Source organism: Salibacterium sp. K-3, assembly GCF_054052005.1.
This window is the reverse complement of the sequence record NZ_JBSVZE010000002.1, coordinates 90,873-105,235: the sequence shown is the minus strand read 5'-3', so window position 1 is coordinate 105,235 and position 14,363 is coordinate 90,873. Positions and strand designations below refer to the sequence as shown.

The following is a 14,363-nucleotide window of genomic DNA, read 5'->3' as shown; positions in this document are numbered from 1 at the left end:
TTTGGCTGGTAAGCCATTAAAAAATCCGGATGGTGGAACAGCATGCTCCACCATCCGGACTAAACATCGTTATGATTCAAGCAGCTGCACGATCAGGATCCGCCGTCGAGTTTCAGCAGCAGATCGTCCTGTTCATCCGGGTTCCCGCGTCCGTCGCGGTTATTGGTGATTACATAAAATGAGCCGTCGTACTGAAGCACGTCACGCAGCCGGCCTTCGCCGCTGAAGACGACCTCCATCGTTTCATTTTTCACATCAAAACGCATCAGCTGGGTGCCGCGCAGGCCGGTGACATAAAACGCACCGGACTTCCCAAACGTTGTTCCGGACGGAGCCCACGTGTCCGAACCGGAGTGAATGAGCGGTGTCCGCATGTTTTCAGCGTGTTCATCCCCGGTAATCTCAGGCCAGCCGTAGTTCGCGCCTTCTTTAATCAGGTTGATTTCGTCTCGTGCGCTGGATCCGTGTTCGGAACTGAACATACTGCCGTTTTCATTCCAGGAGATACCCTGAGGGTTCCGGTGGCCGTAGGAATAAATGTAGGATCCATCGAACGGATTATCTTCCGGTATTTCCCCTTCCTGCGTCATTCGGAGAATACTGCCTGCTTTTGATTCCCTGTTCTGGGCGGTATTTTCGTTTCCTGTATCTCCTGCTGTGGCGTACAGCATACCATCCGGGCCGAGTTTGAGGCGCCCGCCGTTATGAATGGAACCTCCCGGGATGTTTTCGATCAGGACGTCATTCTCCTGCCACGTTCCATCCTCCAAAGTTACCGAAACGATACGGTTAAAAAGCGACTGGTTTTGTTTATAGGTGTGATACACCCATGCCTCCTGCGACTGTTCGAAATCCGGAGCCAGCTGCATTCCGAGAAGCCCGCCTTCTCCGGAGGCCGCCACCGGCTCATTCAGCTCAAGTTCCTGCCGCTGTTTGTCCCCTTCTTCATTCACATGAACAATCTTTCCATTCCGCTCGGAGATATAAAAGGAATCATTATGAACCTGCACTTCCCATGGAACGTTCAGGCCGGTCGTTACTGTTTCGGCTGTGAAGGAAAGAGGGGTTCCGTTGACGTTTTCCTGTTCTGTCGTCTCCGGGATGCTTTCCTCTGTCTGTCCGGAAGATTCCTGTTCCTGTTCCTGTTCCTGTTCTCCTTCGTCACCGGAAGGGCTGCATGCAGCAAGTAATGTGACAAAAAGTCCCGTTGTCAACAGCCGTATCATCATTCTGCCTCCTTACAGCTGAAATAAACTCTGTTTCCTTTGTTCCCGGAAGCCTCTCTTTTTAATCGCCGGCAGGGACTTTCCGGACAGCGGAGAGAGGGGTATAATAGATAAAGAACAGGAGGACGGTTATGCTCGAGCAAGCAAAAGAACGATTAGAACACCATTTTGGATATGAGACATTTTTGAACGGCCAGGAAACCATCATCCGTCACGTTCTGAATCAGCAGCCGGCGCTCGGCATCATGCCAACTGGTGGTGGGAAGTCGGTCTGTTACCAGATCCCATCGCTGCTTCTGCCCGGGATTACGATTGTCATCTCTCCCTTGATTTCATTAATGAAAGACCAGGTCGATGAAGCTCGGGAAGCCGGTATTCAGGCGGCATTTATCAACAGTTCCCTGTCTCCGGAGGAGATGCGGGAGCGGATGGATGCGCTGCGCCGGGGAGACTGCCGGCTTCTTTATGTGGCGCCGGAACGGCTGTCGAATCAGGATTTTCTGAAGGAGCTTCAGTCGATCCCGGTATCCCTGACGGCGGTGGATGAAGCTCACTGCCTGTCGCAGTGGGGGCATGATTTCCGGCCGGCTTATATGGAGATTCCCCGGTTTCTGTCTTATTTAGGAGAAGATACGGGTGTGCTGGCACTGACCGCCACTGCGACACCTCAGGTGGCCGAAGATATCACCCGCGCCCTCCGTATCCCGGGTGAACATATTGTGAAAACAGGCTTTGCCCGGGAGAATCTGACATTTTCCGTAGTGAAAGGGCAGAATCGAGAAGCCTATATTCTGGACTATGTAAAAAAAAGAAAACAGCAGCCGGGTATTATTTACGCGAATACGAGAAAAGAAGTCGAAAAACTGTGGGAGATGCTCGAAAAGCAGGGAATTGCAGTGGAAAAATACCACGGAGGAATGGAATCTGCCGAACGTGAAGCCGCGCAGGAACGCTTTGTCTATGATGAAGTGACGGTGATGACCGCCACGACCGCATTTGGTATGGGAATCAACAAATCGAATGTCCGGTTTGTGCTGCACGCCCGTATGCCGAGAAACATTGAATCGTATTATCAGGAAGCCGGCAGAGCCGGAAGAGACGGCGAACCGGGAGACTGTACCCTGCTTTTTTCGCCGCAGGACATGCAGACCCATCAGTTTTTGATTGAGCAGTCCCGCCTCGACGAAGACCGAAAAGAGAAGGAATACCGTAAACTGCGGCAGATGATGCATTACTGCCATACCGAAGACTGCCTTCAGAACCAGATGCTCTGTTATTTCGGCGAAGAGCCGGAAAAACCATGCGGCAGATGTCTGAACTGTACCGATGAACGGACGCTCGAAGACGTAACGGAAGAAGCCCAGATGGTCTTTTCCTGTATAAAACGCATGAGAGAGCGGTACGGAAAAACGATGATTGCCCAGGTGCTGGCCGGGTCATCCAATGAGAAAATCCGCTCGCATCAGCTGAACACCCTGCCTACCTACGGCCTGATGAAAAACAAAACGCAGAAAGAAGTATCAGCGTTTATTGATTTTCTGGCAGCTCACGCCTATCTGTCTCTTTCGGACGGCGCTTATCCGGTGCTTCGACTGACAAATCCGGCGCTCGAGGTGCTTAGAGGCACCAGCACGGTCATGAGAAAAGAAACACTGGCCGCTGAAACAGTGAGCCGGGAGGACCCATTGTTTGAAGAACTAAGGCAGCTTCGGCTGGAGCTGGCAAAACAGCACAGCGTTGCGCCGTATATGGTGTTTTCCGATCAGACCTTAAAAGAATTCTGCCGGAATCTGCCCCAAAAGGAAGCTGATATGCTGGACATCAAAGGAGTCGGCAGACAGAAGATGGAAACCTATGGAAATCATTTTTTGGAAGTGCTGCAGCGAACTGCTCCGGATGCAAAGCAGAATGCCTTCTAAAGGAGGAACAGGATGGAAACTCCAACGGCGCTGGACAAAATGTGGTATTTATCCAACATCGGTTTTTTCGAATTTCTTTCCCCGGAAGATCTGGAATATGTTGCAGCCATCATCCATCATCAGCGGGTGAAAAAGCATACGCTGCTGCAACGGCCGGAAAACGCGGAACAGAAGCTTTATTTTGTTAAAGAAGGTGCGGTCCGGATTTATGATTTAAATGAAGATGGAGAGCTTTTTACCCTGAGTATCATGGGGCCGTACAGCACCTATGGCAGGATTTCCTCCTTTTCGATGGGCACGGATGAAGTATATGTGGAAACTCTTTCTGATGTCTACCTTTGTTCGATCACCGAAGAACAGTTCGCTGAGCTTGCCGGCCGGTGTCCCGATGTGATGTACCGGGCCATGCAGATGCTCTCGAAACGTCTGGAGGAAAAGGAAAAAATGCTGCAGGTGATTGCAACCGGCACGGTAAAGGAGCAGATCATGCATCTGCTTGTTTCGCTGGCGGATACATATGGTAAACATGAATACCGGTATGTTGAAATCCCTATTCCGTTATCCCATCAGGAAATTGCCAATATGCTCGGAGTAACCAGGGAATCTGTTTCCCATAACATGCGGAAGCTGCGGAACGAACGCTTCCTCCGCAGTACCAGGCGCCGCACTATTGAAGTGCGGCAGCATGCTGCCTTGTCTGAAATGTGAACTGGATTACAGAACGTCTTCCTGTTTCCGCTGTATAATGCTGGTAAACATCACCGAAACAGGAGGGAAGACGACATGCGGAACGTACGGAAGGAACACGCCGGCACGTACGTAGATCCGGAATGGGAGCAGTTGATTAAACACGCCAGGGCGCAGGGGCTGACAAAGGAAGAAATTCGAAAGTATTTCCACGGCACAAGCGGAGGGAATACCAAAGATAATGTGGGCCTGATGGCTTTTCAAACGCAGCGGAGAGGAATATAATGGAGGGTACAGGAGGGATCAGCAATGGTCGTATTACATGTACTTCAGCATTTCAGAGCTGTGCTGGCCGGCTTGTTTTCGTTAACGGCAATCAGTCTCTTGATGTTTCAGTCAGTAGAAGTCACGCAGGCATTTATATCCTTATTTTCCGATTACTTCCATAAAGATTAACAGTTGTATCAACATGAAGAAAAAGACCGGAGTTTTTCACAAAGGAAAACCCCGGCCGTTTTTTTATAAGTAGAATGCAGCCGTTCTCTGCTGCATAGAAAAGGAGCTGTCCCGCGTGAGACAGCTCCTTTTAATATCTTTGTTGTCATTATTGTTTGTTTACGTTAGCAGCTTGTGGACCGCGGTCGCCTTCAACGATTTCGAAGCTTACCTGCTGGCCTTCTTCAAGTGTTTTGAAACCTTCTTCCTGGATTGCGGAGAAGTGAACAAATACGTCGTCTGCTCCTTCACGCTCAATAAATCCAAAGCCTTTTTCTGCGTTAAACCACTTAACTGTTCCTTGTTCCATGTGATCCTCCTGTGTGCGCTTTCCACGCACAAAATAAATTACTTATCTTGCTAAACGCTATGATCAACCGGATTATTCATCCCATCAATCCTAGGTGACAAAATAGCAAGTTCATCTTACCATGCCCATCAAATAAATGCAACCTGTCTTGGGCAAATCGGCAAAAAAATTTATTTATCCGTCGGATGTTTCCCGTTATTCCTTTTGCTGCAGGGATTTGACGGCTTCTTTGATGGTGGAAAAAATACGGATGTCACCCAGTTTTACGTCCAATGTGCCTGATTTTGCGGCAATCTGCGGGGATATACCGGTGAGGACGAGCTCGGAACCGAGCAGACGGACGAGATGATTGAGATCAAACAATCCCTTAATCGTTTCCTCATTCAGGGTGGTCAGGCCGGACAGATCCAGAATAAGCACGCCGACTTTGGCGGAGTGAATCGTTTCGGTTGTCTGGTCAAATATAATGTTCAGACGTTCTTCCGTAACATTGCCGATGATAGGAAGCGCAAAAATGTCGTCGGCTATCGGTATGATCGGAGCGGAAAGCAGCTGGATTTCCTTTGTGTAGTCATCGACCTTTTCTTCGGCTGCCCGCTGTTTCGTAATATCTTTCTGGACCCCGACAAAATAATGCTTGTTTTCTTCCTCTATGTAAACCGGATCGATATGGAGATCGTTCCAGAACGGGGAACCGTCTTTCCGGTAATTGATCAGCTGAACGCCGGCTGATGTATGGTCTTTAATGGCCCGGCGGATGACATCGAGTTCCGTTTCCGACGTTTTCTCTCCCTGAAGAAAACGGCAGTTGCGGCCGATGATGCCGTCGGCTTCATAGCCGGTGAGCTGGGAAAATCCATCGTTGGCATAAATAATCGGATTATCTTTCTGATCGGGATCGGTGATGATGACGCCTGCGCTGACAGCATCGAGTGCTTTCATGAGCAGGTCCATGGAAGCTGGATAGGAAATGGGATTCCGCATCATTGGTAGACTCCTTTTTGCCGTGTATACCGGCTATTATACCAAACTTTTCTTTCCTTCGCCCCGTTTATTTTTAGAAAAAGGGAAATATATGTTTAAAATCTTCCATTTTCGTGAATGTAACATAGTGGACATCCAAGATACTGAATAAAGGATAGATAAGAAAGGTGAAGGTGATAGTATGGCAATTTTTACAGCACAAGCAACAGCACAGGGCGGTCGTGACGGTCACGTTAAATCTGAAGACGGTCTGATTGATCTGAATCTTGTCACTCCCGGTTCCGGCTCTGAAACCGGATCGAATCCGGAGCAGCTGTTTGCGGCAGGGTATGCGGCGTGCTATGACGGCGCTTTGAACCTTGTTGCCAAAAACGAGAACAAAGACATTGATTCCAAAGTGACTGGCGAAGTCAGCCTGTTAAAAGACGAGAACGATAATGGTTTTAAAATCGGCGTTGTCCTGAACGTGGAAGTTTCCGGTGTCTCCCAGGAAGAGGCGGAAGAACTGACTGCCGCGGCCCATCAGGTCTGCCCGTACTCAAAAGCAACCCGCGGCAATATTGAAGTGACCATTAAAACAGAAGCAAAATAAATAAAACCCAGGGATAAATGGTTTAGGATAAAAGAATACAGGTCTGAAATAATCCGGACGATGGCAAAGGAGGCTTCTTGGAGCATCCAACATCGTTCGGATTATTTTTTTGTTGTTGAAAGCTTTAACTATGCGTCCGGGAGATGTGATTATCTGCTTCGTTGTGATATTTCCTCTCTTTTATTCAAGTTTTACTACGCCTTTTCTCTACAATATGTTTGATAAAAGATGCTATAGTTGCTTCTAGGAATCCACAGATGCACATTGATATGAAAAGCTTTGCATGATGCAGAAAATGGGGAGATTTATGATTCAAAAATTACTTCGTGTTTCTTTAAAAACTAAAATTACGGGGATGGTTGTTGGATTAATTGTGACGCTAATTGTCTTACTTCTCAGTATTTTCACGTACTTTGAGACAACACAGATTTTTTCCAATAAAGAAACGATTAGCTTACAGACAGCGAAAACAATTTCATTTATACCTGCAGTAAGTGAAGTTCTCGAGGAAGAAGAGGACGGTTCTGCCGAATCACTTCAAGCTCTCACGGAAAAATTCAGCATACAAAATAATGCAGATTTCATTATTATACAAAACCGAAGCGGCATCATGTTAACACACCCTTCTCCAGAACGTGTAGGAGATTACCAGGAATTTGATGATGGATACCGGGCTACAGTCTTTGGTGGTTATTATAATATTGTTTCTAAAGAATTTTTAGGAAAATCGGTAGTAGGAAAAGCCCCTGTGCTATCTGAAGATGGTGAAGTATTAGGAGTCGTATCAGTTGGTTATTTAATAGAGAATATTTATGCGGAGATATGGGACAGGGTAAAAAATATACTATATGTCGCTCTTGTAGTTGTTTTGGCAGGTGTCCTTGCCAGTATATTTTTAGCCAGACACATAAGAAATGAAACACTGGGACTTGAACCACGTGAAATTGCAGCGTTGTACCGTGATCGTAATTCAGTACTGTCCTCCATTAACGAAGGAGTTATTGCAACGGATGAGACTGGAAGAATTACAATGATAAACCACTCAGCGAGAAAGCTCTTGAACCTGTCTCATGATATTGTTAATCATCCTATTAACGAAAAAATTCCAGAGGTGAATGTGACGAAAACGATCAACAAAAATAAAACACAATTAAACGAAGAACTTTACATTAACAATAAAGTCATCATTTTAAATTTGACTCCTATTGTAGAAGAAGAAAAACTCGTGGGTGCTGTGGCGACGTTTAAGGATAAAACGGAAATTAAAGAAATGATCGATACACTTTCTGAGGTAAAAAAATATTCTGAAGATCTTCGAGCTCAGACCCATGAATTTGCCAACAAAATGTATGTCATCTCGGGTCTATTACAATTAGGAAGTTACGAGGAAGCTATGGAAATGGTTCAAAAAGAAGCTATTGATATCAAGAACAATAACAGTATGATTTTTGAACTCATTAACGACACAAAAGTACAGGCAATTTTACTAGGGAAAATGAGTAAAGCGTCAGAAAAGAAAATTAATTTCAGTCTCGATGAAAATAGCTATATGGAAGAGTTACCACCTCATATTGAAATTTATCATGTAACAGTCATTATAGGTAATTTAATAGATAATGCATTTGAAGAAGTTATGAATCAAACAGAACGAAGAGTAACGTTTTTTACGCTGGACATAGGGCAGGACATTATATTTGAAATAACCGATAACGGAAGCGGTATGGAAAATTCGACACTTAACCAACTGTCAGAAGCAGGATATTCTACAAAAAAACCGAAAAAACAACGAGGTTTCGGCCTTTTTAATGTGAACGAGGTTATAGGTGAATTAAACGGCAGTATTGAAATAACATCAAATAGTAACGGAACCACGTTTAGCGTTTTTATTCCAAAAGAACCAAGGGGGTAAATAAAATGGTTAAAGTAGTAATAGCGGAAGATGATTTTCGAGTGGCCGGCATTCACGAAAAATTTGTTGAAAAGGTAGAAGGAGTTCAAGTCATAGGAAAAACACTAAATGGGGAAGATACGATACAATTTTTGAAAAATAATGACAACGTGGATATACTGCTGCTTGATATCTATATGCCTGACTATTTAGGAACTGATTTGATACAGAAAGTCCGTGATATATCTCCAATGCTGGACATCATTATTATCACTGCAGCTCAAGAAAAAAGTTTCCTGGAAGAAAGTTTACGTAAAGGTGTCTTTAATTATTTAATTAAGCCCGTTACTCTGGAACGATTTATTGAGGTGATATCAGAATATAAAGAGCGTCAGAATTTATTGGGAGATCAAGATTACATTGATCAAGGCGTTGTGGATAAATTATTCAGTACACCTTCCGGTAAACTCTACCTGCCGGAGAATCTTCCCAAAGGGATAGATAGTGTAACATTAAGCAAGGTGGCCAGGAAAATGCAAAAACAGGATAGTGGTTGGACCGCTGAAGATATGGGACATCAGATTGGAGCTTCAAGAACAACAGCGCGCCGGTATTTAGAATACCTGGTATCAATTGAGAAAGTAGGGATTGAGCAGGAATATGGAATGGTAGGGAGACCAGAACGCAAATATTATCTATTGTAAAGTGAATTCCTATGAACAAAATGAACAAAATTCATTTTATATTATAAATGCAACTAATAATGAAAACGCTGACATAATGAAATATGGATAATAAGATTAGTTTACAGCAATTGCTTAACACAAAAAGGAGCCTGTGATGTGGGTTAAGCAATTGTTATTGCTAATTCATAAATAAAAAGGGGAGTGAAAAAAATGAAATGTAAATGGATAGGAATTATATCGTTGCTATTTCTTATTGTCGGGTGTTCTTCAAATTCAAGTGGTTCGGAAGGGGGATCTGATTTCCCAACAGATGATATTGAATTTGTAGCACCTGCTTCACCTGGTGGGGGATGGGATGGAACAGCAAGGGCGATGCAGAAAATTATGTCGGATGAAGGGATTATAGAGCAGAATATAAACGTTGTTAATAAACCTGGTGGGAGTGGTGAAGTTGGCTGGCAATATTTAGGGGATCAGGATGCACATAGTTTGGCCATTAACTCCAGCTTAGTTATTACTAATAATCTACTAGGTCAAAGTGACCTGACTTATGAAGACTTCACACCACTCGGCATTCTTACAACAGAGTGGATCTCTGTTGCGGTTTCTCCCGATTCGGAGTATGAAAAAGGTTCAGAAGTAATGGAGCAATTAAAAGAAGACCCTAAATCGTTAACGATTGGTCTAGCACCAGGCTTAGGGAATAATGATCACTTATCGTTTGTGCAGGCAGCGAAGGAATATGGCGTCGATGTGCCCAAATTGGAGTTTCAGATTTATGAAAGTGGAGGAGATGTTGTAACAGCTTTACTTGGAGGGCATATTGATGTTGCTACGATGTCGGTTTCAGAAGCTAAGGAACAGCATCAGGCAGGAGAAATTAATATGATAGCGGTTTCGTCAGAAGAAAGAATTGATGGTTTGGATGAAGTGCCTACTTGGCAGGAACAAGGTGTGGATATGGTATTTCCACACTGGAGAGGTGTAATGGGGCCTCCAGATATGACTGAAGAGGAAATTGCGTATTGGGATAAAAAAATCAGTAGAATGATTGAAACAGATGCCTGGAAGACGGTACTTGAAAACAATGAATGGCAGTCTTTTTATAAAAACAGTGAGGAATCGCGCCAGTTTCTTGAAGAACAGACTCAAAACTATGAGGAGTTAATTAGTGAGGCAGGTTTAACGGATTAGTGTTCGTTGGAATGAATCCTTCCATATGGAAGGATTCATTCCCTTCTAAACCGCTTGATAAGGAGGAGACGGTTATGGCAAGGCTGGTGTTACCCACCATTTTGATTACGGCAGGGATAGTCTATTTGATTCTTACGTTGCAATTACCCCTATCTAAGACCGGAAATCCACATGGCCCGCAATATTTTCCTGCATTAATAGGGATATTTTTAGTAATAATCAGTTTGGTTTACTTTGCACAGGAATGGAAGAAGCGTAAAGAAAAATTAGAAGAATTAAAAGGGTTACTGACTGGAAGGACTCCCTATCTCATTGTATCTTCTTTAGTTTTAATCCTTATTTACACCTTCTTGTTTGAACGAATAGGTTTCTTATTTTCAACGATGATATTTTTAACTGCGCTGCTCTTTGTGGTAAATGGAAGAAATGAATGGATAAAAAACGTGGCCGTCGGTGTTATTTTCTCCATTGTGTCCTGGTATTCTTTCGCCCATCTACTACAGGTGAGCCTGCCTTAGAAAGGAGGAAACAAAATGGGAGTGGATTTTCAAAATGTCCTTGAAGGTTTAATGGTATCTATCCGGCCTATAAATCTGTTATGGGTGTTTATTGGTGGGCTGCTGGGTACAATCGTTGGAATGCTTCCGGGGTTGGGACCGGCCACTGCAGTAGCTGTATTAATTCCTATCACTTTCGGAATGGATCCCGTAAGCGCTTTGATATTAATGGCAGCCATTTATTATGGAGCTATGTACGGAGGATCCAGAAGTTCCATCCTTTTAAACACTCCGGGGGATGGCTCAGCAATCGCTGCAACATTTGACGGATACCCTATGACGCAAAAAGGGCAGGCAGGTCAAGCATTAACAATATCTGCGATCTCTTCACTGATAGGCGGAATGTTTGCAATTGCCGGATTTATCCTGCTGGCTAAACCCCTTGCTTCTTTTGCTTTACGATTCGGTCCTGCCGAATACTTTATGCTTATGCTTTTTACGTTATCAGCGATTGTATCGCTCTCCAAAGGTAATATGGTTAAGGGATTTATCTCTATGTCTATTGGTTTAATACTTAGTACAGTTGGAATCGACCTTCAAACCGGCGTTTATCGTTTTACATTTGATATTCCGCAGCTGAGTGAAGGAATAGACTTTTTGGTTGTCATTATTGGAATATATGCTGTTGGAGAGGTGCTGTTCAATTTTATCAATATAGATTCTATTACTCCCAGTAATAATAAAATAGGGAGAAAATGGATATCTAGAGACCAGTGGAAGAAGATAAAATGGCCGGTCATCAGAAGTGGTCCGCTCGGTTTTCTTGTAGGTGTACTCCCGGGTGCTGGTGGTTCTATTGCGTCCATGCTGGGTTATACAACCGAACGACAGCTTGCTAAAAGACCTGAAACGTTTGGTAAAGGGGATCCGGCAGGATTAGCAGCACCAGAATCGGCCAATAATGCAGGATCGGTGGGAGCTTTTATACCGCTTTTGACAATGGGAGTTCCAGGGTCTGGAACAACAGCGGTCATCTTAGGGGCTGTAATCATGCTTGGATTACGTCCTGGCCCCCTTCTATTTGAAAACAATCCTGATATGGTATGGACAATGGTCAACAGCATGTTTATCGGCAATATATTTCTCGTTATTATAAACATCCTTTTAATAGGGGTGTTAGTGAGAATTTTAAATACACCTCCGAAGATCTTGTATCCGCTGATACTGGTTTTAGCGTTCATAGGGACGTACACATTGAGTTATAGCATGATTGATTTTTATATACTAGTTATATTTGGACTGATTGGTCTGATTATGAAACTGATGGATTTTCCTATTGCCCCTTTAATACTTGCGGTAATTGTAGGAACTGATATGGAACAAAACTTCAGAAAAGGTCTCGTTGCCCATGATAATCCCTTTAACATGTTGTCAGCTTCGTCCGTATCGATTGTATTAACCGCTATGACAATTTTATCGGTGCTGTATCCATTTCTTATTGACTGGATTCAAAAAAGAAAACAGAAAAAATTATAATATCCCTTTTGACAACGTAGGGGGACACGGTCAATGAAACAAAAAAATAACGTTTTATTAGCTGTTGTGCTTGTACTTTATGTTATGTTTTTCTCTCCGTTGCTGGATTGGAGTGTACAAATACAAGCCGTGTCTGCGCTTGTCATAACACAAATCTTGTGGATAGGCAGAGTGTTTCCGCTTGCTTTCAGTTCGATACTTTTAGTTCTGCTGCTGTCTATCCATTTTTTTTCATACAATGAAACACTAAGCTTCTTTGGTTCAGAATTAGTGTGGTTATTGTTTTCTACTTTTATTCTGGCCCAAGCTTTTATTCAGACAGGTCTTGCCGCTCGTATGTCGTTATCCATTCTCCGACTATGCAAGGGATCAGGCAGACTATTAATATTTATATCTTTTGTTTTAATGTTTGTGCTGACTGTTTTTATTCCATCTAATATTGGAAAAGGAAGCCTGGTTAGTTCTATCCTTGATGATATATCACAACGTTTAAAAAAAGTGCAGTCCACAATGCAGCTGTCTAAGTCGATGTTTATTGGAATTTCGTATGTCAGTGCCATTTCTGCTGCTTTTGTTCCAACTGGTGCAAGCTCTACGATATACGCGTTCGGTATATTTTCAGAAGTTTCAGATGGGATGAGTTATATACATTGGTTGTTATATCTAGGAGCTCCAATATTAGTGTTTGTGTTCCTGTTGTGGGGTGTATTCGAGTTGTTCTTTCCCACTGAAAAAGTGAATCAGGAATTGGTGAAACAGCTCATCAACACTAAATTTGGTCAATTAGGAGGATGGACATGGCCTGAAATAAAAATGGTGATTATCAGTGGAATCATTTTGTCATTGTGGTTGACTGAATCTTTACATCACTATTCAATTCCTTTAGTAGGGTTATTAGGAGCAGTTCTTGCCGTGCTGCCTTATTCAGGAGTTCTAACATGGGAACAAGCGAAAGAAGGAATTAATTGGGATCTGATGATTTTTTTCGCTGCTACTTTAATGTTGTCTAATATGCTGATCAGCACGGACACGATTAACATTTTTGCTTCTTATTTAAATTCTCTTTCCAACCATTACCCCTCTATGATTCTCGTTTTCATGCTGATTATTTTCACTGCTTTTATAAGAATTATATTTGTTAACGTGTTGGGTTTTCTGACGATCATGCTTCCGCTTTCTGTAACCTTAGGGGAACAAATAAACGGCATATCCGCTTTAAGCATGGGGATGGCAGTCTATTTAACAGGCGTACCGGGGTTTATACTTGTTACTCAATCCCCGGTTCATTTAATCAGTTATTCCTATGGTTATTTTACAGACCGGGATTTATGGAAAGTTGGATCTGTGGCATTAGTGGTGTGGGTTAGTCTTATTTTTATATCTATGTTTTTTTATTGGAATCTTATTATATAAAGGAGGTTTATATCGAGTGACTTGGTTGATTCAAAATCAGAAATCACAAAAACAGCTGGCTGAAGAATTCAAAACCTTCATGCAAGAGGAATCCATACTTAAACTGATGGGGGTGCATGATGGTATGGCAGGCGTGGCTGCAAAGGAAGCAGGCTTTCAGTCACTATATTTATCAGGGGCTGCATTTACAGCAAGTAAGGGGCTTCCGGATATCGGGTTATTACAGTCTACGGAAGTTGCTGAAAAAGCAAAAGAAATCACTAGAGCTGCAAACCTTCCATTGTTGGTGGATGTAGACACAGGTTTTGGCGGTCCGTTAAATGTGGCCCGAACGGTTAAAGAAATGGTGGAGGCAAACGTGGCAGCAATTCAGATTGAGGATCAACGTCTTCCCAAAAAATGCGGTCATCTCAATGGGAAACAGTTAATCTCTTCAGAGGATATGGTTCAAAAAATTAAAATGGCTAAAGAAATTGAACCTTCCCTTGTTGTAGTCGCCCGTACAGATGCCCATAGTGTCGAAGGGATGGATGAAGCTGTAAAAAGGGCTCAAATTTATGAAGAAGCTGGTGCGGACGCAATTTTTCCGGAAGCGGTAAGCAAAGAAGAAGAATTTGAAACATTTACCCGCTGCATTTCAAAACCACTGCTGGCAAACATGACAGAATTTGGGAAAACACCTTACTACACAGCTGAGGAATTTGAGAATATGGGATATCAAATGGTGATCTATCCGGTTACTTCTCTTCGAGTTGCTGCTAAAGCGTATAAAGAAGCGTTCAGAGAAATTTATCAAAAAGGAACTCAGAAAGATATATTGGAAAACATGCAGACACGGGAAGAACTATATGAATCAATCCACTTAAATGATTATGAAAATTTGGATGATAAAATTTCCAGCAGTGTTTTACCAGAACAAGAGAAAAGGAGATAATA

15 protein-coding genes are annotated in these 14,363 nt (G+C 43.2%); 12 read left to right on the top strand and 3 right to left on the bottom strand.

The window, feature by feature from the left end:
* Positions 1–92 precede the first annotated feature (92 nt).
* On the bottom strand, positions 93–1,229 hold the full coding sequence (locus ACW9JV_RS12645) for a PQQ-dependent sugar dehydrogenase (RefSeq protein ID WP_457334987.1): 1,137 nt from the start codon (positions 1,227–1,229) through the stop codon (positions 93–95).
* A gap of 128 nt (positions 1,230–1,357) precedes the next feature.
* Here ACW9JV_RS12645 and recQ point away from each other — a divergent pair, with 128 nt between their 5' ends.
* The 4 genes from recQ to ACW9JV_RS12625 all read left to right on the top strand — a co-directional run bounded on the left by recQ (position 1,358) and on the right by ACW9JV_RS12625 (position 4,288).
* Positions 1,358–3,145 (top strand): DNA helicase RecQ, encoded by a 1,788-nt coding sequence (gene recQ, locus ACW9JV_RS12640; RefSeq protein WP_457334985.1) that lies wholly within the window; start codon positions 1,358–1,360, stop codon positions 3,143–3,145.
* 12 nt (positions 3,146–3,157) lie between these two features.
* Complete coding sequence (locus ACW9JV_RS12635) at positions 3,158–3,853, top strand: Crp/Fnr family transcriptional regulator (RefSeq protein WP_457334983.1); 696 nt, start codon at positions 3,158–3,160, stop codon at positions 3,851–3,853.
* Positions 3,854–3,928: 75 nt separating this feature from the next.
* Entirely contained in the window at positions 3,929–4,117 is a 189-nt protein-coding gene (locus tag ACW9JV_RS12630; RefSeq protein ID WP_457334981.1) for an anti-repressor SinI family protein, read from the top strand.
* Between the two features lie 24 nt (positions 4,118–4,141).
* A complete protein-coding gene (locus tag ACW9JV_RS12625) occupies positions 4,142–4,288 on the top strand; it encodes a hypothetical protein (protein WP_457334979.1) in 147 nt (48 codons plus the stop codon).
* 148 nt (positions 4,289–4,436) lie between these two features.
* Here the strand turns inward: ACW9JV_RS12625 and ACW9JV_RS12620 are convergent, their stop codons facing one another.
* Complete coding sequence (locus ACW9JV_RS12620) at positions 4,437–4,637, bottom strand: cold-shock protein (RefSeq protein ID WP_026703289.1); 201 nt, start codon at positions 4,635–4,637, stop codon at positions 4,437–4,439.
* Positions 4,638–4,832: 195 nt separating this feature from the next.
* Positions 4,833–5,624 carry a PAS domain-containing protein gene (locus tag ACW9JV_RS12615; protein WP_457334976.1) on the bottom strand — a complete coding sequence of 264 codons (792 nt, stop codon included), beginning with the start codon at positions 5,622–5,624 and terminating at the stop codon, positions 4,833–4,835.
* A gap of 178 nt (positions 5,625–5,802) precedes the next feature.
* Between ACW9JV_RS12615 and ACW9JV_RS12610 the strand changes: the two genes are divergently transcribed.
* The 8 genes from ACW9JV_RS12610 to prpB all read left to right on the top strand — a co-directional run bounded on the left by ACW9JV_RS12610 (position 5,803) and on the right by prpB (position 14,361).
* Positions 5,803–6,213 carry an organic hydroperoxide resistance protein gene (locus tag ACW9JV_RS12610; RefSeq protein WP_457334974.1) on the top strand — a complete coding sequence of 137 codons (411 nt, stop codon included), beginning with the start codon at positions 5,803–5,805 and terminating at the stop codon, positions 6,211–6,213.
* Positions 6,214–6,520: 307 nt separating this feature from the next.
* Positions 6,521–8,122: an ATP-binding protein gene (locus ACW9JV_RS12605; protein ID WP_457334972.1), complete on the top strand. Its 1,602-nt coding sequence runs from the start codon at positions 6,521–6,523 to the stop codon at positions 8,120–8,122.
* Positions 8,123–8,127: 5 nt separating this feature from the next.
* Positions 8,128–8,805 carry a response regulator gene (locus tag ACW9JV_RS12600; RefSeq protein ID WP_457334970.1) on the top strand — a complete coding sequence of 226 codons (678 nt, stop codon included), beginning with the start codon at positions 8,128–8,130 and terminating at the stop codon, positions 8,803–8,805.
* A 192-nt stretch (positions 8,806–8,997) separates the two neighbouring features.
* A complete protein-coding gene (locus tag ACW9JV_RS12595) occupies positions 8,998–9,981 on the top strand; it encodes a tripartite tricarboxylate transporter substrate binding protein (RefSeq protein ID WP_457334968.1) in 984 nt (327 codons plus the stop codon).
* 74 nt (positions 9,982–10,055) lie between these two features.
* A complete protein-coding gene (locus ACW9JV_RS12590; protein WP_457334966.1) occupies positions 10,056–10,499 on the top strand; it encodes a tripartite tricarboxylate transporter TctB family protein in 444 nt (147 codons plus the stop codon).
* Positions 10,500–10,514: 15 nt separating this feature from the next.
* The gene (locus ACW9JV_RS12585) at positions 10,515–12,014 is read left to right on the top strand and encodes a tripartite tricarboxylate transporter permease (RefSeq protein WP_457334964.1); all 1,500 of its coding nucleotides are present in this window, start codon (positions 10,515–10,517) and stop codon (positions 12,012–12,014) included.
* 33 nt (positions 12,015–12,047) lie between these two features.
* On the top strand, positions 12,048–13,427 hold the full coding sequence (locus ACW9JV_RS12580) for an SLC13 family permease (RefSeq protein ID WP_457334962.1): 1,380 nt from the start codon (positions 12,048–12,050) through the stop codon (positions 13,425–13,427).
* A 16-nt stretch (positions 13,428–13,443) separates the two neighbouring features.
* Positions 13,444–14,361 (top strand): methylisocitrate lyase, encoded by a 918-nt coding sequence (gene prpB, locus ACW9JV_RS12575; protein WP_457334960.1) that lies wholly within the window; start codon positions 13,444–13,446, stop codon positions 14,359–14,361.
* The last annotated feature ends 2 nt before the right edge of the window (positions 14,362–14,363 follow it).